22 protein-coding genes are annotated in these 23,681 nt (G+C 55.8%); 14 read left to right on the top strand and 8 right to left on the bottom strand.

Annotated features, from left to right (window positions below; genetic code table 11):
• A complete protein-coding gene (locus tag ACZ1GS_RS08800; RefSeq protein ID WP_472694836.1) occupies window positions 1-1,218 on the bottom strand; it encodes a saccharopine dehydrogenase family protein in 1,218 nt (405 codons plus the stop codon).
• A 53-nt stretch (window positions 1,219-1,271) separates the two neighbouring features.
• On the opposite strand from ACZ1GS_RS08800, the gene ACZ1GS_RS08795 reads away from it, so the two are divergent.
• The 4 genes from ACZ1GS_RS08795 (at window position 1,272) to ACZ1GS_RS08780 (ending at window position 4,190) form a co-directional block, all read left to right on the top strand.
• Window positions 1,272-2,252 (top strand): threonine ammonia-lyase, encoded by a 981-nt coding sequence (locus ACZ1GS_RS08795; protein ID WP_472694835.1) that lies wholly within the window; start codon window positions 1,272-1,274, stop codon window positions 2,250-2,252.
• A 36-nt stretch (window positions 2,253-2,288) separates the two neighbouring features.
• Window positions 2,289-2,858, top strand: a complete 570-nt coding sequence (locus tag ACZ1GS_RS08790; RefSeq protein WP_472694834.1) for a sigma-70 family RNA polymerase sigma factor — start codon at window positions 2,289-2,291, stop codon at window positions 2,856-2,858.
• Window positions 2,851-3,555, top strand: coding sequence for an anti-sigma factor (locus tag ACZ1GS_RS08785; RefSeq protein ID WP_472694833.1), 705 nt, complete (start codon window positions 2,851-2,853; stop codon window positions 3,553-3,555). Before ACZ1GS_RS08790 ends, ACZ1GS_RS08785 begins: the two co-directional genes overlap by 8 nt.
• Window positions 3,556-3,638: 83 nt before the next feature.
• A complete protein-coding gene (locus ACZ1GS_RS08780) occupies window positions 3,639-4,190 on the top strand; it encodes a fasciclin domain-containing protein (protein WP_472694832.1) in 552 nt (183 codons plus the stop codon).
• A gap of 59 nt (window positions 4,191-4,249) precedes the next feature.
• On the opposite strand, the gene ACZ1GS_RS08775 is transcribed toward ACZ1GS_RS08780, so the two are convergent.
• The 4 genes from ACZ1GS_RS08775 to murI all read right to left on the bottom strand — a co-directional run bounded on the left by ACZ1GS_RS08775 (window position 4,250) and on the right by murI (window position 8,992).
• Window positions 4,250-5,824 carry a cisplatin damage response ATP-dependent DNA ligase gene (locus ACZ1GS_RS08775; protein WP_472694831.1) on the bottom strand — a complete coding sequence of 525 codons (1,575 nt, stop codon included), beginning with the start codon at window positions 5,822-5,824 and terminating at the stop codon, window positions 4,250-4,252.
• Window positions 5,825-5,827: 3 nt separating this feature from the next.
• Window positions 5,828-6,826 (bottom strand): ligase-associated DNA damage response exonuclease, encoded by a 999-nt coding sequence (locus ACZ1GS_RS08770; protein WP_472694830.1) that lies wholly within the window; start codon window positions 6,824-6,826, stop codon window positions 5,828-5,830.
• A 46-nt stretch (window positions 6,827-6,872) separates the two neighbouring features.
• Window positions 6,873-8,087 (bottom strand): 5-aminolevulinate synthase, encoded by a 1,215-nt coding sequence (gene hemA / locus ACZ1GS_RS08765; protein ID WP_472694829.1) that lies wholly within the window; start codon window positions 8,085-8,087, stop codon window positions 6,873-6,875.
• Window positions 8,088-8,197: 110 nt separating this feature from the next.
• Window positions 8,198-8,992, bottom strand: coding sequence for a glutamate racemase (murI, locus tag ACZ1GS_RS08760; RefSeq protein WP_472694828.1), 795 nt, complete (start codon window positions 8,990-8,992; stop codon window positions 8,198-8,200).
• A 194-nt stretch (window positions 8,993-9,186) separates the two neighbouring features.
• Here murI and plsY point away from each other — a divergent pair, with 194 nt between their 5' ends.
• From plsY to ACZ1GS_RS08735, 5 genes are all read left to right on the top strand, one after another.
• Complete coding sequence (gene plsY / locus ACZ1GS_RS08755) at window positions 9,187-9,780, top strand: glycerol-3-phosphate 1-O-acyltransferase PlsY (RefSeq protein WP_472694827.1); 594 nt, start codon at window positions 9,187-9,189, stop codon at window positions 9,778-9,780.
• A 26-nt stretch (window positions 9,781-9,806) separates the two neighbouring features.
• A complete protein-coding gene (gene dprA, locus ACZ1GS_RS08750; protein WP_472694826.1) occupies window positions 9,807-10,919 on the top strand; it encodes a DNA-processing protein DprA in 1,113 nt (370 codons plus the stop codon).
• 37 nt (window positions 10,920-10,956) lie between these two features.
• Window positions 10,957-11,538, top strand: coding sequence for a hypothetical protein (locus tag ACZ1GS_RS08745; protein WP_472694825.1), 582 nt, complete (start codon window positions 10,957-10,959; stop codon window positions 11,536-11,538).
• A 61-nt stretch (window positions 11,539-11,599) separates the two neighbouring features.
• The gene (gene topA, locus ACZ1GS_RS08740) at window positions 11,600-14,185 is read left to right on the top strand and encodes a type I DNA topoisomerase (protein WP_472694824.1); all 2,586 of its coding nucleotides are present in this window, start codon (window positions 11,600-11,602) and stop codon (window positions 14,183-14,185) included.
• A gap of 61 nt (window positions 14,186-14,246) precedes the next feature.
• Window positions 14,247-15,143 carry a bile acid:sodium symporter family protein gene (locus ACZ1GS_RS08735; protein WP_472694823.1) on the top strand — a complete coding sequence of 299 codons (897 nt, stop codon included), beginning with the start codon at window positions 14,247-14,249 and terminating at the stop codon, window positions 15,141-15,143.
• A 46-nt stretch (window positions 15,144-15,189) separates the two neighbouring features.
• Here ACZ1GS_RS08735 and era read toward each other — a convergent pair whose 3' ends face one another.
• From era to lepB, 3 genes are read right to left on the bottom strand one after another with little or no spacing between them, the layout of a single operon-like run.
• Window positions 15,190-16,083 (bottom strand): GTPase Era, encoded by an 894-nt coding sequence (gene era / locus ACZ1GS_RS08730; protein WP_472694822.1) that lies wholly within the window; start codon window positions 16,081-16,083, stop codon window positions 15,190-15,192.
• The gene (gene rnc / locus ACZ1GS_RS08725; protein WP_472694821.1) at window positions 16,080-16,748 is read right to left on the bottom strand and encodes a ribonuclease III; all 669 of its coding nucleotides are present in this window, start codon (window positions 16,746-16,748) and stop codon (window positions 16,080-16,082) included. Before rnc ends, era begins: the two co-directional genes overlap by 4 nt.
• Complete coding sequence (gene lepB / locus ACZ1GS_RS08720; RefSeq protein WP_472694820.1) at window positions 16,745-17,548, bottom strand: signal peptidase I; 804 nt, start codon at window positions 17,546-17,548, stop codon at window positions 16,745-16,747. The genes rnc and lepB overlap by 4 nt, the downstream gene beginning before the upstream one ends.
• Before the next feature lie 114 nt (window positions 17,549-17,662).
• On the opposite strand from lepB, the gene pgi reads away from it, so the two are divergent.
• The 5 genes from pgi (at window position 17,663) to mce (ending at window position 23,623) form a co-directional block, all read left to right on the top strand.
• A complete protein-coding gene (pgi, locus tag ACZ1GS_RS08715) occupies window positions 17,663-19,198 on the top strand; it encodes a glucose-6-phosphate isomerase (protein WP_472694819.1) in 1,536 nt (511 codons plus the stop codon).
• Between the two features lie 18 nt (window positions 19,199-19,216).
• The gene (gene gor / locus ACZ1GS_RS08710; protein WP_472694818.1) at window positions 19,217-20,563 is read left to right on the top strand and encodes a glutathione-disulfide reductase; all 1,347 of its coding nucleotides are present in this window, start codon (window positions 19,217-19,219) and stop codon (window positions 20,561-20,563) included.
• A gap of 148 nt (window positions 20,564-20,711) precedes the next feature.
• Window positions 20,712-22,238 carry an acyl-CoA carboxylase subunit beta gene (locus ACZ1GS_RS08705; RefSeq protein ID WP_472698103.1) on the top strand — a complete coding sequence of 509 codons (1,527 nt, stop codon included), beginning with the start codon at window positions 20,712-20,714 and terminating at the stop codon, window positions 22,236-22,238.
• A 9-nt stretch (window positions 22,239-22,247) separates the two neighbouring features.
• Window positions 22,248-23,192, top strand: a complete 945-nt coding sequence (locus ACZ1GS_RS08700) for a DUF808 domain-containing protein (RefSeq protein WP_472694817.1) — start codon at window positions 22,248-22,250, stop codon at window positions 23,190-23,192.
• Window positions 23,189-23,623, top strand: coding sequence for a methylmalonyl-CoA epimerase (mce, locus tag ACZ1GS_RS08695; RefSeq protein ID WP_472694816.1), 435 nt, complete (start codon window positions 23,189-23,191; stop codon window positions 23,621-23,623). The genes ACZ1GS_RS08700 and mce overlap by 4 nt, the downstream gene beginning before the upstream one ends.
• Window positions 23,624-23,681: the final 58 nt, after the last annotated feature.

Below are 23,681 nucleotides of genomic sequence, written 5' to 3'. Positions count from 1 at the left end.
CTAGAACGCCAATGGTCTGTCTAGTTCCTCGAGCGTCCAAGGCAAGCCGTGTTCATTCAGCATATCCATGAAAGGGTCGGGGTTGAACTGCTCGATATTGAACACGCCATCGCCGGTCCACTGATCCGACAGCATCAGCGCCGCGCCAATCATCGCCGGTACCCCGGTGGTATAGCTGACACCCTGATTGCCGGTCTCTGCAAACGCTGCCTCGTGGGAACAGATATTCTTGACATAAAGCGTTTTGGTTACGCCATCTTTGACCCCGGTGGCGATCACGCCGATATTGGTATTGCCCTTGGTGCTCTCACCAAGGCTGGCGGGTTCCGGCAGGACGGCCTTGAGAAATTGCAGCGGGACAATTTCCTGGCCCTCATAGGTAATCGGTTCAATCGATGTCATGCCGACATTCTGAAGCACTTCGAGATGAGTGAGATAGGCATCACCAAAGGTCATCCAGAAGCGGATCCGCCCGATTTCAGGGAAATGGGTTTTCAGTGATTCAATTTCCTCATGATACATCAGATACATGTTCTTTTCGCCAACCGCTTCGAAATCAAAGCTTTGTTTGTGAGACAAAGCGGGCGTTTCCACCCACTCGCCATTTTCCCAGTGACGCGCCGGTGCGGTCACTTCGCGAATATTGATTTCGGGATTGAAATTGGTCGCAAAATGCTGGCCATGGTCTCCGCCATTACAATCCAGAATATCGACCGTATCGATATGATCGAAATGATGCTTTTTCAGCCAGGATGTGAACACCGAGGTTACGCCAGGATCAAAGCCGGAGCCAAGCAAGGCCATGAGCCCAGCCTGTTTGAATCGGTCATGATAATCCCATTGCCACTTATATTCGAACTTGGCTTCGTCAATCGGTTCGTAATTGGCGGTGTCGAGATAATCGGTCCTGGTAGCGAGACAGGCGTCCATGATGGGCAGATCCTGATAGGGCAGCGCCAGATTGACCGCCAAAGCCGGAGTCACCTGTTCAATCAAGGCGGTCATCGCGGGGACGTCATCAGCGTCAATGGCTGCGGTTTCTATGCGCACACCGGTTCGATCGCGCACCGAAGCAGCAATGGCTTCGCATTTTGATAGGGTCCGGCTCGCCAGAAAAATGGCCGAGAAAGGCCCGGTTTGTGCAGCGATTTGCTGCGCCATTTTGTGAACCGCAACCGAACTGACGCCACCTGCGCCGATCACCAAAACCTTGCTCATATTGTGCACTCATTTTGCTAGAGGATTTCGACAACCGCATATAGAAGGACCGCATGACAGAGCAATTACTTTTAGACCCGAACCGCAAGCCGAGCGCAGAAGGGGTCGCCCGCGCAGCTGCCAAAATCAGCGAGCTCTTGCCGCCCACGCCCTTGCTGCCTCTGGCAATTGATGGCCAGACGATATGGTGCAAGGCGGAATGCCTGCAACCGATCGGCGCGTTCAAGATTCGCGGCGGTTGGCACCGGCTGAGCGATCTTGACGCGGCGCAGCGTCAAAATGGCGTGGTGGCCTTTTCGAGCGGCAACCACGCGCAAGGAGTGGCCTGGGCTGCCCAAAGGCTGGGCGTGAAGGCGACAATCGTGATGCCGGAAGACGCGCCTGCGGCCAAATTGGCGAGCACCAAGGCGCTTGGCGCGACGGTCATCACCTATGACCGGATGACCGGTGCGCGCGAGGAGCTCGCGGCCGAGATTGCAGCCCGAGACGGCGCGGTGGTGGTGCCCAGTTTTGACGATCCTTGGGTTGTCGAAGGGCAGGGCAGTTGCGGCGTCGAACTGCGCGAGCAGATGATCGCCATGATCGGAACCCAACCCGACCAGATTGTCGCCTGCTGTGGCGGCGGCGGCCTGGGCACGGGAATCGCGCTTTCGAATCCGAATGCAACGATCATCTTGTCGGAGCCGGAGGGCTGGGATGATATGGCGCGTTCGCTGGAAGGCGGAACGATCGTTCCGGTAATCGATAATCCTCCCGACACCGATTGTGATGCGTTGCAGACGCTAGAAGTTGCGCCGTTGACCTTTGATATCCTGAAAGCCCGTGGTGTTCGTGGTGTGGCGGTAACACGGGAAGAGGTGCACGATGCGGTGCGCCTGGCCTTTGATCGGCTGCAACTTGTTCTGGAACCGGGTGGGGCGGTTGCCTTGGCCGCGGTTCTGTCCGGCAAGGTGGTTCCGACAAACCATACCGTGGTGACCTTGTCCGGGGGGAATGTTGATCGTCAGGCTTTTGCGGAAATAATCAGCGCTTGATTGTCTGCTCAATTCTCATACGATCAGCCTCCTGATATGACGCGAGAATCTGATCCGGATGCGGCCCGCATGGCCTTGGTGCGCTTGCTGGAACAGGCCGCAACGGGAGACCGACAGGCGTTTGAGAATATGTATATTCTCACTTCGGCGAAACTTTTTGGCGTGTGCCTTCGTATCTTAGATGATCGCGCAGAGGCGGAAGATGCGTTACAGGATGCCTATGTCAAGATTTGGCGCAATGCCAAGCGTTTTGATGCCGCACGGGCGAGCCCGATCACCTGGCTGGCGACCATTGCCAGGAACACGGCGATCGACCGCAGGCGTTCCAGCGGCAACCGGCAGATGGTGTCGGACAAAGCCATAAAGGACCGGCCTTCGGATGAAAGCAGTGCGATCGAAAAACTCGAACGTGCGGAAGAGGAGCAACGATTGAATCACTGCCTGGACAATCTCGAAACGCGCCAGAGCGATGCCATCCGGACGGCGTTTTTTGAAGGATTGAGTTACAAGGAACTGGCTGAACAGATCGACACACCGCTTGGTACGGTTAAAAGTTGGGTGCGTCGGGGATTGATGCGATTGAAGGATTGTATGGGCGATGAGTGAGACGCAAAAACCGGAAACGTCAGACGACGTGTTGGCGGCAGAGTTGGTGCTCGGCCTGCTCGAGCCGGAAGACAAGGCGCTGGCATTGCGCAAACAACTGGCTGATCCGGCCTTTGCGAAGAACGTCGAAAGCTGGAACGCGCGGATCGATCCGCTGTTTCAGGAAATCACGCCCGTGGAGCCCAGCAACGCTGTCTGGGATGGCATTGCAGCCCAACTGGACTCTCCGTCCTCCTCCAACACTGTCGTCGCCTTGAAGCGCTGGCGGATTGGCGCCATTGCCTCGGGCGCGCTCGCCGCATGTCTGGCGGTGGCCCTGCTGGTCAGTCCCTCCACTGTCACAGCGCCACCCGACGCGCCGCAGGCGGTGGCCGTTGCACAATTGACCGGCCCCATTGAAGGCCTCGTGCTGGCCGTTTCTTATAATCCGAACACGGCAGAGATGCGGGTCGATGTGGATGGCATGCCGGAGACCGAAACCGAGCCGGAAATCTGGATCGTCGGGCAAGATGGCGTATCGCGGTCGCTCGGTCAGATCGGCCGTGACGGCATTAGCGAAATGATCGTTCCGGCGGGTCATCGCAAGCTGATTGCGGCCGATACGATATTGACCCTCACGATGGAGCCGCCCTCGTCCGAACCGCATAGCGCCCCTAGCAGCGAACCGGTTGCGAGCGGAAAAATCACTTTTATTTGACCGGACCTGCATCCGTTTGGAAATTCCCCCGTAGCTTCAGGCATATCCACTCTCGGATATGACTATTACGAGGAGTTTCCCCTATGACTAACCGCTTTTCCAAAATTGCCCTGACTGTTGTCGGTTCCTTTGCACTGGCCACCAGTGGCGCTGCTTATGCGATGAAACATCATGGCGAGATGCCTAAACAGAATATTGTTGAAAAAGCCGCCGCCACCGATGATTTTTCCACGCTCGTTGCAGCGGTTACCGCCGCAGATCTCGCCGGCACCTTGTCGAGTGACGGCCCGTTCACCGTGTTTGCGCCGCTGAACAGTGCTTTTGCAAAGCTGCCTGCAGGGACGGTAGAGACGTTGGTGAAGCCCGAGAACAAGGACACATTGACCTCCATTCTGACTTATCATGTCGTGGCGGGGCGTTTTAAAGCGAAGGATGTGATGGGCCTGATCAAGAAAGCGCCTGATGGAGTCGCAGCGATCCCGACCGTTCAGGGCGGCGTGCTCAAAGCCTCGATCGACAGCCATGGCGCGCTGATTCTCACCGATGCCCAGGGCGGGCAGTCGAAGGTCGTGATGGCCGATGTCAACCAATCCAACGGTGTGATCCACGCAATCGATACCGTCGTAATGCCATAAAATACTCCATTTCAATCCCCCAACTCAGCCCGCAGGACTTCGGTTCTGCGGGTTGTTTTTTAGGTGACCATGTTTTTCAGCGTTTCGATCTGATCAGCCTCTTCCGCCGGTTTGTCAGTGCGAATGCGTGATATTCGCGGGAAGCGCATGGCCAGACCAGATTTGTGCCGTTTGCTTTGATGGATCGAATCAAACGCGACTTCGAGCACCAGCGTTTTTTCGACCTCCCGGACCGGACCAAAGCGATTGACGGTGTTCTGACGCACAAACCGGTCCAGTATTTTCAGTTCGTCATTGGTAAAACCAGAATAGGCTTTGCCAACAGGAAAGAGCTCGCCATTTTCGGTCCAGCAGCCAAATGTGTAATCCGAATAGAAAGAGGATCGCTTCCCGGATCCGCGCTGTGCATACATCATGACGCAATCGGCAACCAGGGGATCACGTTTCCACTTGTACCAGAGGCCGGTCTTTCGTCCGGCGATATATGGGCTGTCCCGGCGTTTGAGCATCACCCCTTCAATGGCGGCATCGCGAGCGCCTTCACGAATTTCCGCGAGATGATCAAAATCGCGAGCCTCAAGTAGCGTGGAAATATCAAATCGCCCGGCATCGAGTTGCGGTACGAATTTTTCGAGCTGCCGACGACGGTTGGTCCAACTGAGATCCCGCAAGTCTTCGGTGCCATCAAATAAAATGTCATAGAGGCGAACGAATGCCGGATAGTCTGTCTGCATTTTGGCTGAGACTTTTTTACGCCCGAGGCGTTGTTGCAGAGCATTGAAGCTGGCGGCTTCTCCGCCTTGAAACTCGCCGCGAACAAGCAATTCTCCGTCCACCACACCAACCGCGTGAAAAGCCTTTGCGACATCAGGAAAGGCGGCGCTGATATCATCGCCGCCACGGCTATAGAGGCGGGTTTCCTCTCCGGTCCCGACGATCTGGACCCGAATGCCATCCCATTTCCATTCCGCTGCATAATCTTTCAGATCGATGGTCCTGTCGTCCAGCGGATGGGCCAGCATGAACGACCGAAAAAACGGAATACCCTCCAGGTTGGGACGTTCGACGCGTTTTTCGCCCCACGCGAAAATCTCGGTATAGGGCGGCGCCATGGCATGCCAGACCTCTTCCACATCCTCGATCAACAGGTCGAACGCCTGCGCCAGTGCGGTTTTCGCCAGTCGAGCAGATACGCCGACACGCATTCCCCCGGTTGCCAGCTTTAACAAGGCATAGCGTTCATCCGGATTCATCCGGTCCATCAGGTTCGCCAGCAGAGTCGGAGCATTAGCGCGACTGACCGATGCCAGCTGATCGACAATGTCCGCGATGGTCAGGCCATCGCTATCATGTGTTGCATCCTGATCTGGCCAAATGAGCGCGACGGTTTCCGCGGTATCTCCCACGAAATCCCGGCTGAGACGAAACAGGGTTTCATCCACCCGATCCATCGCCATCGTGCGGACGGCCGAAATCTTGACGGTCGGAAAGTCAAGTTCTCCGGTCAGCGCCGCGAGAACCCACCCGCGGTCCGGGTCGGGTGCATTTTTGAGATAGGTGCTGATCAGGCGCAACTTGCCATTGCGAGAACGCGTATAAATAAGATTGTCGATCAGATCAGAAAAGGCCCGCATGATCTAATCATCTTCCTCTTCGCGACCAACCAGGGCCAGCGCGCGCGCTTTCATCTGATTGGTCTCGCACCAGTGCACCAGCGCATCTTCCCGGCCATGGGTGACCCAGGTTTCGGACGGAGCAACATCTCTGATGGTTTGCGTGAGTTCATCCCAGTCTGCATGATCCGACATGATCAAGGGCAATTCGACATTGCGCTGCCGGGCGCGTTGGCGAACCCGCATCCAGCCCGAAGCCATGGCGGTGATCGGATCGGGCAGGCGGCGGCTCCAGCGGTCGTTGAGGGCGGAAGGCGGGGCCAAGATAATCTGACCGCGCAGATCTTCCTTGTCGGTATCCGCAACGGCGCGCAATGCGCCCAACTCGACTCCGAGCTCGGTATAGAGCGTGCACATTTTTTCCAGTGCACCGTGGAGATAGATCGGCTTGTCATAGCCCGCCTCGCGCAACTCGCCGATGACACGCTGCGCCTTGCCCAGCGCATAGGCGCCAACCAGGACGGAGCGATCCGGGTTGTGGTCCAGAGCGGTCAATAGCTTATCCACTTCATCAGCGGTCGGAGGATGTTTGAAAACTGGCAGGCCAAAAGTCGCTTCGGTGATGAATATATCGCAGGGAATGACTTCGAAGGGCAGGCAAGTCGGATCGGCTCGCCGTTTATAGTCGCCGGTCACGACAACCCGCTCGCCGGCATATTCGAGCAGTATCTGTGCCGACCCCAGAACATGGCCGGCAGGATGATAACTGATCCGGACGCCCCCCAGTTCTATGCCATCGCCATAGGCGACGGGTTGATCGGCGCGGGTTCCATAACGCAATCCCATGATCGCGAGCGTTTCGGGCGTGGCCCAGACCTGATCATGGCCGCCCCGCGCGTGATCTGCATGGCCATGGGTTACCAAAGCCAGCTCGACGGCACGCGATGGATCGATCCACGCGTTGGCAGGCTCGATATAAATGCCATGAGGATGCGGCGTTATCCAAGAGGCGGGGATGGGCATGGTTCCCTATAGCCCTGAAATTGCCCCGGATACTACCGAAAGTCGCTTACGCGGCCAGTTGCAATTCCATGCGGCTCCAGATTTCCACCAGCGCCTTGGTCAGATCCGCCATCATTGCTTCGGTGTGAACCGGGCCGGGTGTGAACCGCAGACGTTCCGTCCCGCGTGGGACGGTCGGGTAGTTGATAGGCTGCACATAGACGCCATATTCTGCCAGCAGGATATCACTGATTTTCTTGGCTTTGACCGGATCTCCAACCTGCAGAGGCACAATATGCGTAGTTGAATCCATGATCGGCAATCCGGCTTCGGCAAACATGTCCTTCAATGTCTGCGCCGCCGCTTGCTGGCCATCGCGTTCGACTTCGGATTGTTTGAGATGGCGGACACTGGCCAGCGCACCGGCGACAAGCACTGGCGACAGGCTGGTCGTGAAAATAAAACCGGGGGCATAGGACCGGATGACGTCGATAATCTTCTGCTCGGCGGTGATATAGCCGCCCATGACACCGATCGCTTTGGCTAGCGTACCCTCGATAATCGTAATCCGATCAGCCGCCGCATCGCGCTCGGATATCCCGCCGCCGCGCTCGCCATACATGCCGACCGCATGCACTTCGTCACAATAGGTCAGGGCATTATATTTGTCTGCGAGATCGCAAATCGCGTGAATGGGTGCGACGTCGCCATCCATCGAATAGATGCTTTCAAAAGCAATGAGCTTTGGCGATTCCGGATCATCGGCGGCGAGCAACCGTTCCAGGTCCTCGAGATCATTATGCTTGAATATCCGCTTCTCACAGCCGCTATTTTTGATCCCTGCAATCATCGAAGCGTGATTGAGTTCATCGGAATAAATGATGCAGCCAGGCAGGATTTTCGACAAGGTTGACAGCGTCGCGTCGTTGGAGACATAGCCCGACGTGAACAAAAGCGCGCCGCTTTTGCCGTGCAGGTCTGCGAGTTCCTGTTCCAGTTCGACATGATAATGGGTATTGCCACCAATGTTCCGCGTGCCACCGGAACCGGCGCCCACATCATGCAGCGCGTCTTCCATTGCCGCGATCACATCCGGATGCTGACCCATGGCGAGATAATCGTTGGAGCACCAGACCGTAACGGGTTTTGGGCCGTTATGATGGGCAAAGCATCGCGCATTGGGAAAGGTTCCCTTGTTGCGCAAAATATCGATGAATACCCGATAGCGGCCTTCGGCATGAAGGCGGTCAATCGCTTGAGAAAAAACCTTTTCGTAGTCCACTTTACTCGATTCCCTGCTTCATTCCCAAATTCAGCGATCCCTCGAAAATCGCCATTAGCCGGGTTTGACTTGAATTTCCAGCGCGAACCATTCGCAATAACCGGAAGGGGTCACAGCTTTTCGAATTTGGTCAGCCCAAACTCCGTCAGCATCGGGGCATAAGGGGCGAGTTGCGCGAGCGGGCCTGTGGTCACAAACACGCCTGCTTCCTTGCTTTTTGGCCATGCCATCGCTTCGGTCAGATGCGCAATCCTCCGGGCAATTCCCGGAGAACCATCGATAAATTGAATGTCTCTGGCAAAAGATTTCAACAATTCTTCCTGGACCAAAGGAAAATGGGTGCAAGCGAGTATTACGACATCAATATCCAACCCGTGTTTTTGATCCTGCAGTCCCTGGACAGCAGCGGAAAGAATGTCCGGATCGGGTGTCTCTCCCCGCAATTTTGCCTCCGCGGCATGCACCAGGGTGGGAGCGCCGAAGCGCAACAATTTTTTGTCAGCGGCAAATTCAGAGGCCAGCCTATCGACATAAGGCTGCCGGATCGTCGCTTCGGTCCCGAGCAGACCGATCACACCAGTACGGGTCATGTGGCTGGCCGGCTTGATAGCAGGAACAGTGCCGACAACCGGGATATCAAGAGCAGCGCGGGCGTAATCCAGAGCGATGGTAGAGGCGGTATTGCAAGCGATTGTGACAAGTGCGGGTTTGTAACGTTCAACCAGGCGTCCAAGCAGCGCGGGAATGCGTGTGGCGAGTTCTGCTTCGGTTTTCTTGCCATATGGCAAGCCGGCATAGTCTGCCGCATATATAATCGGTGCGTCGGGAGTGAGCTTCTGCGCTTCCCGCAAAACCGAGAGGCCGCCCATGCCGGTGTCAAAATAGAGGAGAGGAGCAGAATGCATTGATAGTCCCATTGCCTTAAACGCCAGTTCAGTGGGCGAGCGATGCAGAGACCAGGCGTAAACAGGAGGGCCTGATACATCGAAGTTACTTCGGCTCATCCTAGGCAGATTAGAACTTGCCTAATTTTACACCGAAAAGCTTGCCCAACGCCTCTCTTACAGATAGCTCCCGGAAATCAAAGGGGATTTGGATCATGCAATCCATGTGGATTGAACCAATATTGATCGTGTTGTTCGGCTATGTGCTGGGCTCTATCCCTTTTGGCTTGCTGTTGACGCGGTTAACCGGCGGTGGCGATTTGCGCGCTATCGGATCTGGCAATATTGGGGCGACAAATGTTTTGCGTACCGGCAACAAGGCGATCGCTGCTTTGACCCTGTTGCTCGATATCGGCAAGGGTGCGGCGGCTGTTTTCATTACCAGTCAGTTTTCGGAAGGCCTCGCAGTTCTGGCAGGAATGGGGGCTTTTCTCGGACATCTCTATCCGGTCTGGTTGAAATTCGCAGGTGGCAAGGGCGTCGCCACCTTGCTTGGCATTGTGGTGGCCCTTAGTCCGATTGCGGGACTGATCTTTGCGGTGGTGTGGCTCGGTTCCCTGGCCATTTTACGTTATTCTTCGGTCGGCGGCATGCTCGCTTCGGTATCGGTGCCCGTTTCGGCCGTTATTCTTGGTCACTATTCGTGGATCCCGATGTTTATCGGATTTGCGCTGCTTGTGATATGGAAACACAGGTCCAATATCGAACGCCTGCTGGCTGGCGAAGAGCCCAAGGTTGGCGCGCGGTAAGCCATTCTACCGATGGGAATTTTCCCATGCACCCAGCTTTTGATCGATTGCGACTCATTCGCTCCAGCCATATTGGGCCGGTCACGTATGCCAGATTGATCCGGCATTATGGATCGGCAAGGGAAGCGCTTCGCAATTTCCCGGAAATCCAGGCGAAAGCGGGAAAACGCAAGCCAAAACTGGCGGATCAAGACGCGATATTGGCCGAAATTGACAAAGTTGAACGGCTTGGCGCTAAGTTTCTGTTCCAAAACGATCCTGACTACCCGTTTCTATTGTCGCAAATCCACGATGCGCCTCCGGTTCTGATCTGGCGTGGAAAACTGACGCTGGCGCGGCAATCGAGCGTCGCCATTATCGGCGCCCGCAATGCATCAGCCGCGTCCTGCCGCTTTGCGCGCAAGCTGGCCAATGCGCTGGCGGAACAGGGTGTGAGTGTGGTGTCCGGGCTGGCCAGAGGTGTTGATACCGCAGCTCATCAAGGTGCTCGTGATCAGGCCACAATCGGCGTCATCGCGGGCGGGATTGATGTTCACTATCCGCCGGAAAATGCAGCACTGCAGGAGGATATTGCCGAGCGTGGATTGCTGCTGTCCGAGCAAACGCCTGGTACCGAACCGATCGCGCGCCATTTTCCGTTTCGCAACCGGATCATTGCTGGCCTTGCCCAAGGCACAGTGGTGGTCGAAGCCGCACCGCGCTCGGGGTCTTTGATCACCGCGAGATTGGCAGGTGAGGCGGGGCGGCATGTCATGGCGGTGCCCGGATCACCGACCGACCCCCGATCCCGTGGATGCAACGCACTGATCCGGGATGGTGCAACTCTGATTCAGACAGTCGATGATATTCTGGAGCTGATTGCGCCAATGGATGACCGCGTTCCGGCAAATCCCATTAGCCCTCCAGCGGACATGCCAACGGTGGCTGACGCGCCGCCTCCGAGACCGGCGCGGGATGGCATAACACCCTCGCGCCAGTCTCTGATTTCGCTGCTGGGTGAAACGCCGGTTTCGGTTGATGAACTCGTCCGGCAATCCGGTTTGTCAGCTGCAGCGGTGCAGATGCAGCTGCTTGACCTTGAACTGGCCGGTAGACTAACCCGCCATGCTGGGGCAAGAGTCAGCCTCAATGTATCTTAAAGCAATTTAATATGATGTTGCTTCGATCATCTCCGTGATGCCGGGCCTGTTGCTTATCGTATTCGCATGCAACACCGTCCCTTTGGTTTATGCCGATTTGAACTGGTCGGAAGCCGCTGCAACGCAGCTGGGTGCCCTAATCGGTCTGCTCAATATTCTGTTCCAGTTTCTGGTCGTGAAGAAAGCGCTGCTTCACGGTGGCCACAAGAAACCCTCCCATGAATCCTTCGCCATCCGCATTTTTGGGGCGCAGCTTCTTTATGCCCTTGCAATAGTCATCGGATTTCTTTGCCTGGTGCTGCCGGGGATCTATGTGGCGGTGCGCTTTTCTCTCTGCATGCAGGCGATGATCGACAATGATCTCGCGATCTGGGACAGTTTTCACGAAAGCTGGGATCTCACCGAAGGGCGATTTTCAGCGATATTCGTTTTGGCCTTGCCAGCCATATTACTTTTCGTGATTGCCATCGGATTTCCGTTAATGATCAAGGCCAGCCTTGACGCGCTGGCTTTTTGGACCGTCGCTGAGACGCTCTTGTCAATCTCGATCATCTTTCCCTGGTTGTTGTTCTCGGCGGTCTACAACCGCATCCAAAATCAAATGATTGAAAATTCTTGACGCGCGGTTTAGTTGCCACCAGCCTCGCGCGTATACGTGAAAGAAATTGAAATCGGAAAATATGCAATTAGTCATCGTTGAGTCGCCCGCCAAAGCCAAAACCATCGAAAAATATCTCGGATCGGACTTCAAGGTTCTGGCCTCCTATGGTCACATCCGCGACTTGCCGCCGAAAGATGGTTCGGTTGATCCCGATGACGGCTTTGCCATGCTGTGGCAGCCATATTCGGACAAGACCAAACAGCTTAAGGCGATTACCGATCTGTCAAAAAAGGCCACGCGCCTTGTTCTCGCGACTGACCCGGATCGCGAAGGGGAGGCGATTAGCTGGCATGTTCAGGAAGTGCTCCGCAAAAAGAAAGCACTGCCGGAAAAGGTCGACCGCGTAACATTTAATGCCATCACCAAGGCCGCTGTTACCGAAGCAATGGGACAGCCTCGGGCGCTGGACGACGATCTGATCGACGCCTATCGGGCTCGCCGGGCTTTGGACTATCTCGTCGGCTTCACGCTGTCTCCCGTCTTGTGGCGCAAGCTTCCCGGCGCGAAATCCGCTGGCCGTGTGCAATCTGTGGCCCTGCGGCTGATCGTCGAGCGCGAGCGCGAGATTGAAGTCTTTAATCCGGAAGAATATTGGTCGGTTGCTGCGCAGATGGAGCAAGGTGGTCAAACTTTTGAAGCACGGTTGACTATTCATCGGGGCAAGAAACTGGGCAAGATGGATCTGCCAAACGAAGCGGAAGCGATGACCGCCAAGACGGCTGTGGAAAACGGCTTGTTCACGATTGAAACGGTTGAAACCAAGCCGTTGACCCGCAATCCACCACCCCCATTTACCACCTCGACCCTGCAACAGGAAGCGGCTCGCAAACTCGGCTATTCCGCCAGTCATACGATGCGGATCGCACAGCAGCTTTATGAAGATGGCGCGATTACCTACATGCGGACCGACGGTGTGCAGATGGATGGCAGCGCCATTTCTGCGGCGCGCAAGGCGATATCCGATCGCTATGATGCCAGCTATGTTCCGGACAGCCCGCGTATTTACAAGTCCAAAGCCAAGAACGCACAGGAAGCGCATGAAGCGATCCGGCCAACCAGCTTTACCAAGGACAAGGTAGGCAGCGGCGATCACGCCAAGCTGTATAGCCTGATCCTCAAGCGGGCGATGGCCAGCCAGATGGCTGCTGCCCGGCTTGAACGGACCACCATCGAGATGCTCGACGGAACTGGACAGACCGGCTTGCGGGCCACCGGGCAGGTCGTGAAGTTTCCAGGTTTTCTGGCGCTCTATGAAGAAGGGCGGGATGACAGCAAAGATGAAGATAGCGGTTTGCTGCCGGCCATGTCCAAGGGGGACAGCCCGGCGAAAAAGGCCGTGGAAGCCAATCAGCATTTCACGCAACCGCCACCGCGCTACAGCGAAGCCAGTCTGGTCAAGAAAATGGAAGAACTCGGCATTGGCCGGCCATCGACCTATGCCTCGATCATCAAGACGCTCAAGGACCGGGCTTATGTCCGAACCGAAGGAAACCGGTTCTTCGCCGAGGAAAGCGGACGCCTGCTAACCGGGTTTCTCGAACGGTTCTTCGAGCGCTATGTCGCTTATGAATATACCGCGGGACTGGAAGAAGAGCTCGACGATGTCAGTGGCGGACGTGCACAATGGCAGAAGATTCTCGAAGCCTTCTGGCATGATTTCAAACCGAAAACCGCCGAGGTCATGGAAAAACTGCCTTCCGAAGTGACGGCGGAACTTGACACATTCCTGGAACCTTATCTTTTTCCGAAAAAGGAAGACGGCTCCGATCCGCGGCTTTGTCCACGCTGTAACGAAGGCAAATTGGCGCTTCGCGGCGGACGCTTCGGTGCTTTTGTAGCTTGTTCCAACTATCCGGAATGCAAGTTCACGCGGCGTTTTGCTCAAGGCGGAGGCGCCAATGCGGATGCTGACGAGGGACCGGAAGAGCTTGGTATTGATCCGGATACCGACGAAAAGGTTACCAAGATGGTCGGCCGCTTTGGTCCTTATGTCCAGCGCGGCGAGGGCAAGGAAGCCAAGCGATCGTCGATCCCCAAAGATGTACCACAGGAAGAATTCGGCCTCGAGTGGGCTTTGAAGCTGCTGTCTCTGCCACGCGAAGTGGGTAAACACCCGGAATCCGGCAAGGAAGTGAACGCCCAGATTGGCCGTTATGGCCCGTATCTCAGCCATGACGGCAAGTCAGCGCGTCTTGAGAACACCATGGAAGTGTTCGAAATCGGCATGAACGCCGCGGTTGCAAAACTGGCGGATGCCGCCAAAAACGGGAAGGGTGGGCGCCGTGGTGCCGAGCCGTTGAAAATCATGGGCAAGCATCCTCGTACCGAGGAAGAAATCAAACTGATGGATGGCCGCTATGGCCCCTATGTCACTGATGGCACCACCAATGCATCCCTGCCGAAGACGGTCGACAAGGATCAGCTAACGCTGGAAGAAGCGGCGCAGCTCATTGACGATCGGGCGGCCAAAGGGCCCGCCAAGAAACGCAAGAAAAAGACGGCACCGAAGAAGAAGGCTGCAGCCAAGAAAAAGCCGACTGCGAAGAAAAAAGCCCCTGCAAAAAAGGCGCCCGCAAAGACCGTAGCGAAAGCGAAGACGGAATAGCAGGAACGAACAGCAGCAGTCACTTCAGCGTTGCCAGATAGCGCTGGTAACGGGGGGCATTGTGGGCACTTTTTACATCGCCAACGAATATTGGTTCGCCGTTGTTCAACTTGTACTCGCCATGCTGGGCATGGGCGCGACGCTCACGCCGCGGGATTTTCGGGAGGTCCTGGTGGAACCCAAAGCGGTTGCGAGCGGATCTTTTATCCAGCTGTTGCTGGTGCCGGTCGTTGCTTTGCTGTTCCTTCAGGGCTTTGGCATTGTCGGTGGGGTGGCGTTCGGTATCGCTCTGATAGCGGCGATTCCAGGCGGTACAATTTCCAATATTTTCACCCTTTTCGCGCGCGGTAATGTCGCCTTGTCAATCACGATCACCGCCCTGACCACGATTGCCTGCCTCGCCACGACACCGCTTATTCTCGACTTTCTGATTGCCGATGCGATGCCCGATGACTTTGCCATGCCGCGCGGCCAGATCATGGCCGAAATTGCTTTGAACCTGTTGCTACCGTTGGTTTTGGGGATGATCTATTTGCGGTTGTTCGCGGGTTCTGCAGCCGCCTTCTCGAAATGGTGCGTGCGCGGGTCTTTGCTGGTGATCGTCTTCATCATCATCGGATCCGCGATGTCCGGGCGGCTGGATGCCGGTGCGTTCGGGATCACCAATATGGTGCTGATCATTGCATTTATCACCGTGCTTGCCTGTGCAAGCTGGCTGCTATGCCGGGCATTGCGCCTGTCCGCTGCCGACTCCACCGCGATCGACATGGAAGTTGTTGTCCGCAACATCAATCTCGGGATCATGCTGAAGGCCGCGCTGTTTCCGGCGGTTGTCGGTCAGGCGGATCCGGTCGGAGACCTGGTGCTGTTCACGCTGCTCTTCTATGGCGTGGCGCAGTTGCTTATTGCTGCGGGTCTGATCGCCTGGGGCCGGCGCAGAAACCCGGCTATCGCATAAGCCCAGTCGTCATCGGTCGGACTTCAGTTTTCACGCGTCAGTTTGCTTATTTCACCCAGTCGAGGCCCATGTCCTCATAGAGGCTCTTGTCTTCATCCCAATTCGCGCTGACCTTGACATGCAGATAGAGATGGACGGTCTTGCCGAGAATGCGAGACAATTCCTCGCGCGCGTTCGCACCGATATCGCGGATCTGATGACCACCCTTGCCGAGGATGATCGCGCGCTGGCTGGATTTTTCGACCAGAATCTGTTGATGAATCTCAACCGAGCCATCCTCGCGTTCTTTATACTGCTCCATGGCAATGGCGGTCGCATAAGGTAATTCGGCATGCAGCTGCCGGTAAAGCTGTTCGCGGGTGATTTCAGAAGCCAGAATGCGCTCGCTGACATCCGAGACCTGGTCTTCGGGGAAATGCCAGGGGCCTTCCGGCATCTGAGCAACGAGATAGGCGGTCAGTTCTTCCAGGCCATCGCCGGTCTTGGCGCTGATGAAAAAAGTTTCCTCGAAATTCGCCAGTTCATGCAGTTTGGATACGTGGACGAGCAGTTTTTCCTTTTTGGCAATATCAACCTTGTTGAGCACCAGAATCAGCTTTTCCTTGCGGTGCGCCATCCGTTCGACAATTTTCTCGACCTTGGGTCCAACCCCGCCGCGACCATCAACCAGCAACAGCACGATGTCTGCATCCTCGGCGCCATCCCAAGCGGCCGAAACCATGGCGCGGTCGAGCCGGCGATTGGGTTCGAAAATACCGGGCGTATCGACAAGCAGCAACTGAGTCCCGGCTTCCATCGCAATGCCCAGCAACCGCGTGCGGGTGGTCTGGGGTTTGGCACTGGTTATCGCGACCTTCTGGCCAACCAGCGCATTGATCAGCGTCGATTTGCCCGCATTGGGGGCACCGATAATGGCAACAACACCGCATTTCTGGGTCATGTATATTTTTCCATAAACAGTTTTGCGGCAGCCGTTTCTGCCGTCTGGATTGACGACGCGGTCGCTTCGACCGTGCCGACATTGGGAATGGTGGCCTTCACCGTGAAGCGCAGATCATGATGGGGACCCGACTTGTCGACCAGCTCATAGAGCGGCATCTTGCGGTTCTGCGCCGCCGCCCATTCCTGTAGTGCGGATTTGGGATGGCGAACATCCTTCTCCATCTCAGAAATGCGCGTGGCCCAGTGCTTCAGGATAAACATCTTCGCCGCATCCATCCCATGGTCAAGATAAACCGCTCCAATCAGCGATTCCATAACGTCACCGAGCACTTTTCTGCTTTGACGGGCGCCATCATCACGGGCCTGCTTGCCAAGCAACAGATGTTGCGCAACGCCAATGCTGTCAGCGATCTGGCCACAAACCGCGCCGGAGACAAGGCCGTTGAGGCGCTGCGACAGCTTGCCTTCCGGTTCCTTGGGAAACTGCCGGAACAACTCGGCGGCAATGGTCAGGCCAAGCACGCGATCGCCCAGAAATTCAAGCCGTTGATAGTCTTTTTCACCAAAACTGCCATGCGTTACCGCACGGACATAGAGGGCCTGATCGCGCGGTTGCTGGCCGGTAATGACCGCAATCCATTCGTTCAAGTCGTCCTGCTTCAAAAGCTCTCTCCGATGCGATCCCAACGCGCAGCTGTAAACCATGTCCACGGCTTGATCCATTCTGCCGAGCCATCCGTCGAGAAAACCGAGACCAGGGCGCGGCCAACGAGGTTTTCCTGCGGGACCATACCGATGGCTTCGCCTTCCTTGGCGGCAAAGCGACTGTCTGCGCTGCGGTCGCGATTATCGCCCATCAGAAACATATGGCCGTCGGGAACGACAAAACTTTCGGTAAAGTCACCCTCGGCAGAATCATTGAGATCAAGCACCTTGAAGGTGCGACCATTGGGCAGGGTTTCTTCAAATTGCGGATAGCGACAAATCTTTTCACCGGCGCCGTTCACGGTCTCGAAATAGGCGGTATAGCAAGGGCTGTTGGGCGAGACGGCATGGACGTAGGGTTCTATGGCCCGGCGTTCAATTTCTTCGCCGTTGATCGACACAATGCCGTTGGTAACCTGAATAATATCACCCGACAGGCCGATTACCCGTTTGATATAATCATCCTTGGCACTCGGTGGCGCCTTAAAGACCACGACATCGCCGGGCTCCGGCTTGTTCGGAAGCAAGCGGCCGGAAATGATCGGAAGGCTGAGCGGCAGACTATATTTGGAATAGCCATAGGGCCATTTGGCCACCAGCAAATAGTCTCCGACCATCAGTCGCGGCTGCATCGATTCCGACGGGATATTGAACGGAGACACGATAAAACTGCGCAACACAATGATAAACAGGGATAGTTTGATCAGAAACGCGATAAAGTCGAGGGTTTCCGATTTGCTGGTTTTTTTGTCATTCATCGCGCTCCTTTGCTGTTATTGCCCAGCCCGGTCAATAGTCTGCGTTGAGCGGGATCGGGAATTCTTTGACCTTGTTCCTGCCGTGGTCGCGAGATACAGAAGCATGATATCCGGATGGAGCGGATCTGCTCCACGCAATTTAGGGAACAACCAACCTTGGATCACTGGCAATCAATCGCAGCCCATCCTTCTGTCACACTTCAACAGCTTTTTGCAGACCATCCTGATCGTGTTGAACAGTTCTGCTTTGAACTGGATGATCTCTATTTTGACTTTTCGAAAACCCATCTTGATTCAGACCTAATGGCAAAGTTTCAGGCCCTTGCTCAGTCTCGGGATCTCGCAAAACGCATGGAAGACCTGCTCACGGGCGAACCGATAAACCTCAGCGAAGGGCGGGCGGCCGAGCATATCGCAGAACGGGGGCTGGGCCGGAACAGCAGCGTCGAGAATGCCCAATTGCTGCACAATCGCATGGATGGCCTGATCGGCGCGATTGATGCCGGCGCCTTAGGGGCGATCAAGCATATCATCCATCTGGGTATCGGCGGCTCCGCTCTCGGACCCGACTTGTTGCTGGAGGCGCTCAAGCTGGGGGACGAACGCTATGAACTGGCAGTGGTCTCCAACATAGATGGTTGCGCGCTGGAACCGGTGCTGGAACGCTTCAAGGCACAAGAGACCCTTTTGGTCATCGCATCGAAAAGCTTCACGACCGCCGAAACCTTCCTGAATGCCGCTTCGGTGCTGCAATGGATGACCGAACAAGGGGTTGCGGATCCGTTTGGACGGGTCGTGGCCCTGACCGCACAGCCTGACAAAGCGGTAGAGTGGGGCGTCGATGAAAGTCGCATCCTTCCCTTTTCGGAAACCGTTGGCGGGCGCTATTCGCTGTGGTCTTCGATCGGGTTCAGTGTTGCATTGACGTTGGGACAGGAAACGTTTCACGAATTGCTGGCGGGTGCTGCAGCCATGGATTCCCATTTCGCAGAAGCGCCGATGGAGCGAAACATCCCGATCATTGCCGCTTTCTGCGACCAATATTATAGCCAGGCCCGGAATTGCGAAACCAGAGCGGTCTTTGCTTATGACGAGCGGTTGCGGTTGCTCTCCGATTATCTCCAGCAGCTGGAGATGGAAAGCAATGGCAAGTCGGTCAAGGCCGATGGCGCCGCGCTGGAGCGGCACAGCAGTCCGATCGTCTGGGGCGGTGTCGGTACCGATGCCCAGCATGCGGTGTTTCAGCTCTTGCATCAGGGCACGCATCTTGTGCCGGTTGAGTTTTTGGCGGTGATCGAACCGGGCCATTCGCTCGCGGCCGATCATCATGAAGGTCTGTTGCTGAATTGCTTTGCTCAAGCCGCCGCCTTGATGGCGGGCAAAACTTCCGATGACTCTAATCGAAATTATCCGGGCGACAGACCGTCAGTCACCATACTAATGGATGATTTGAACGCCCGGTCGCTCGGCGCGCTTATTGCATTTTATGAACATCGCACTTTTGTGAATGCAGCGCTTCTAGGTCTTAATCCATTTGACCAGTTCGGCGTCGAACTGGGTAAGGAAATGGCCAACGCGTTGTTATCCGGCGATAGTAACCAAATGGACATTTCGACCGAAACACTCAGAAACCGGGCTTTTTCTGCCTGAATTACCAAGGAATTTTTGATGTCTGACTATGATTATGACCTTTTCGTCATTGGTGCCGGTTCGGGCGGGACCCGAGCGGCCCGGGTTTCTGCCTCCTATGGCGCCAAAGCCGCCGTGGCCGAAGAATATCGGGTTGGCGGAACCTGTGTCATTCGCGGCTGCGTGCCCAAGAAAATGCTGGTTTACGGCTCCCACTTTTCGGAAGATCTTGAGGACGGCAAGAATTTTGGCTGGACTTGGGACAATGCGAAGTTCGACTGGACCAAGTTGCGCGATCACATCCTGTCCGACGTGGACCGCTTGAACAATGCCTATACCGAAACGCTCAATAATCATGGTGTAGAAATTATTCTGGAGCGCGCCGAAATTGTCGGACCCCACGAAGTCAAATTGGCCAGCGGCAAGACTGTCTCCGCAAAATATATTCTGGTCGCGGTCGGGGCGTGGCCGGACGTCCCGGAATTTCCGGGCAGCGAGCATATGCAGACGTCCAACGAAATGTTTCATCTCGAGAAATTGCCTGAAACCGTAATCATCTCCGGTGGCGGCTATATTGCCAATGAATTTGCCGGAATATTTAATGGCTTGGGTAGTGAAGTCTTCGTGGTCAATCGGTCAGACGTCATTCTGCGGGGTTATGATGAAAGCCTGCGCGACCGATTGTTGCAAATCGCCATGACGAAGGGGATAAACTACAAGTTCAACTGCACCTTCGACAAGATCGAAAAGCGCGAAGATGGCGCCCTCGATGTCTTCATGGATGGCAAGCCGGCGATGCGCGCGGACGTGGTTCTGGCAGCAACCGGGCGGCGCCCAAAGATTGACGGATTGGGTCTCGAAACTGCGGGTGTGGAAATCAACGACAAGGGTGCGATCAAGGTTGACGAATATAGTCGAACCAATGTGGACAGCATTTATGCTGTTGGCGATGTCACAGACCGTGTTCAGTTGACGCCGGTGGCTATTCGGGAAGGACAGGCGTTTGCCGATACCGTGTTCAACGACAACCCGCGCACGGTCGACTATGACTGCATCCCGTCGGCCGTGTTCTCGCAGCCGCCGATTGCTTCGGTCGGCCTGACCGAGGGCGAGGCGCGGACCAAATATGGGAATATCAAGGTCTATTCTTCGGACTTCCGGGCAATGCGCAATGCCTTTGCCGATCGCCCCGAACGCAGCCTGTATAAAATGATTGTCGAAGCCACGAGCGAGAAGATTCTCGGCTTGCACATGATTGGTCCGGACGCACCGGAAATTCTCCAGGCGGCAGCGGTTGCGGTCAAGGCCGGGCTGACCAAGCAGGCTTTCGATGACACCGTTGCCCTGCACCCTAGCATGGCCGAGGAGCTGGTGCTGTTCAAGTAATTCGGCGCGACACAAGACCTCATCCAACCCGCTTGATCTCTTTGTAACTCTCCGCCTCTCGAATTCGATGCCGATAATTTCGCCATTGCCCATTGCGCTGGGCGATGAGGGATGCTTAGAGATAGCGACCTTTGGATATGGGGGAATGATGTCAGACATTATCGAGCAACTCGAAGCCAAGCGCGCGGAAGCCCATCTGGGTGGCGGGCAGAAGCGGATTGATTCACAACATGCCAAAGGCAAGCTGACCGCACGGGAGCGGATTGAGGTCTTGCTGGACGAAGGATCATTTGAAGAAATCGATACCTATGTCGAACATAACTGCGTCGACTTTGGCATGGAAGAAACCAAGATCCCGGGCGACGGGGTGGTTACCGGTTCCGGAACGATCAATGGCCGCCTGGTCTATCTTTTCAGCCAGGATTTTACCGTCTTCGGCGGGTCCTTGTCCGAACGCCATGCCGAAAAAATCTGCAAGGTTCTCGAAAATGCCATGAAAGTGGGCGCACCCGTTATCGGGATTAATGACAGCGGCGGCGCGCGGATTCAGGAAGGCGTAGCATCGCTCGGGGGCTATGCCGATGTCTTTCAGCGCAATGTGCTGGCGAGTGGTGTGGTCCCGCAATTGTCCCTGATCATGGGGCCCTGTGCCGGTGGTGCGGTCTATTCGCCGGCCATGACAGACTTCATTTTCATGGTGAAAGACAGCTCTTACATGTTTGTCACCGGCCCGGATGTGGTCAAAACCGTGACCAACGAAATTGTGACTCAGGAAGAGCTGGGCGGGGCGGTGACCCACACCACCAAGACCAGCGTCGCCGATGTCGCCTATGACAATGATATCGAAGCCTTGCTGGCCGCGCGTGATTTTATCGACTTCATGCCACTGAGCAATCGTGAGGAAGTGCCCGAGCGGCCAACGGCCGATCCTTGGGATCGCCTCGAGGACAGTCTAGACACCCTGATCCCGGCCAATGCCAACCAGCCTTATGATATGCATGAAGTGATCCGGAAAATGCTCGATGAGGGCGACTTTTTCGAGATCCAGCCAACACATGCGGCAAACATAATCTGCGGCTTTGGCCGCATGGAAGGTCAGACGGTTGGCGTGGTTGCCAACCAGCCCATGGTTCTTGCTGGTTGTCTCGATATCAATGCATCGAAAAAGGCGGCACGGTTTGTCCGCTATTGCGATGCGTTTAATATTCCGATCATCACGCTGGTCGACGTTCCCGGCTTTCTGCCCGGCACTTCACAAGAGCATAATGGCATCATCAAACATGGTGCAAAACTACTGTTCGCCTATGCCGAAGCGACCGTGCCCAAGATCACGATCATCACCCGCAAAGCCTATGGCGGTGCTTATGACGTCATGGCGTCGAAACATTTGCGCGGCGATCTCAACTATGCATGGCCAACCGCTGAAATTGCGGTCATGGGCGCAAAAGGCGCGGTCGAGATTATCTTCCGTGGCAAGACCGAAGAGGAAATCGCCGAGCATACGGCGGAATATGAAGCGCGCTTCGCCAATCCGTTCATTGCCGCCCAAAAAGGCTTTGTCGATGAGGTGATCATGCCGCATTCGACGCGGCGTCGCGTGGCTTTGGGCTTGCGAAAGTTGCGCAACAAGCAGCTCGAAAACCCTTGGAAGAAGCATGACAATATTCCGTTGTAAGGGATAGATATGCCAACCGGATTAGTTGCCCTTCTCGACGATGTTGCTGCAATTGCAAAAGTCGCCGCTGCCTCGATGGATGATATCGGTGCTGCGGCAGCGCGGGCGGGCGCCAAATCTGCGGGTGTGGTGATCGACGACGCTGCGGTCACGCCGCAATATGTGACCGGCTTCAGCCCGGCGCGTGAATTACCGATGATCTGGAAAATCGCCAAGGGTTCGATCAAGAACAAGCTTTTGTTCCTGTTGCCTGCGGCCGTTCTGCTCGGCCAGTTTGCGCCCTTTCTGATCCCCGTGATCCTGATCCTCGGCGGACTGTTTCTGTGTTACGAAGCGGCGGAGAAGGTGCTCGAATGGTTGCACGTCGATGAGACCACCAAGCATGAAGAGCCTGCCATTGTCGAAGGCGCCGCGCGCGAGGATGAGATGGTGTCGGGCGCGATCCGGACCGATTTCATTCTGTCGGCAGAGATTATGGCGATTGCCTTGTCCGAAGTGACGGATGAAGTCTGGTGGCAGCAAGGGATTATCCTGGCGCTGATCGGTGTTGTTATCACCGTGGGTGTTTACGGGACTGTGGCCTTGATCGTGAAAATGGATGATGTCGGATTGCATCTGGCTAAAGAAAATGACGGGCTGATCGGTTCTTTTGGCCGTGGACTGGTGGCGTTTATGCCCAAATTGTTGAGCGCAATCTCGGTCATCGGGACATTGGCCATGGCCTGGGTCGGCGGCGGACTGCTGGTGCACAATGTCGCGGCGGTTGGCTGGCATGGGCCGGAACATCTGATCGACATGGTTTCGGGGCCGATTGTGGCGTTGTTGCCCGCATCTGCCCAGCTATTTGCCAGCGGCATCAGTTTCGCGATATTGTCCGGCCTGCTGGGCGTCGCCATCGGCGCGTTGATTGCCCCGCTGGTTCACCGATTCATTCCGCACGGAGAAGCCCATTGAAACTTGGTCGCCTCAATCATATCGGCGTGGTCACGCCATCGATCCCCGACAGCATTGCGCATTGGCGCGATGTCATGGGGGCAACGCATATCCATGAACCATTTGATCTGCCTGCCCAGGGCGTCAAAGTCTGTTTCGTTGACACGCCGGCAGACCGACCGACCAACGGCACCCAGATCGAACTGATCGAACCGCTCGGTGAAGACAGCCCGATCCACGGGTTTCTGAGCAAAAATCCCCTGGGTGGTCAGCATCATGTCTGTTTCGAGGTACCCGATATTCACTCCGCCAAAGCCGAATTTGAAACGATCGGCAAGCGGGTACTTGGCGAACCGCGGATCGGCGCGCATGGCACGCTTATCTTTTTTGTGCATCCCAAGGATATGGGCGGGATGCTAACCGAGATCATGGAAACGCCAAAGGATCACTGATCCGCTGTATACAAACATATAAAGCCGGTCCGGAACCAATCGGATCGACGCCACGCAA

This window comes from Parasphingorhabdus sp. W113 (assembly GCF_055693205.1).
The sequence above is the reverse complement of the archived record's forward strand: the minus strand, read 5'-3'. Positions and strand labels throughout refer to the sequence as shown.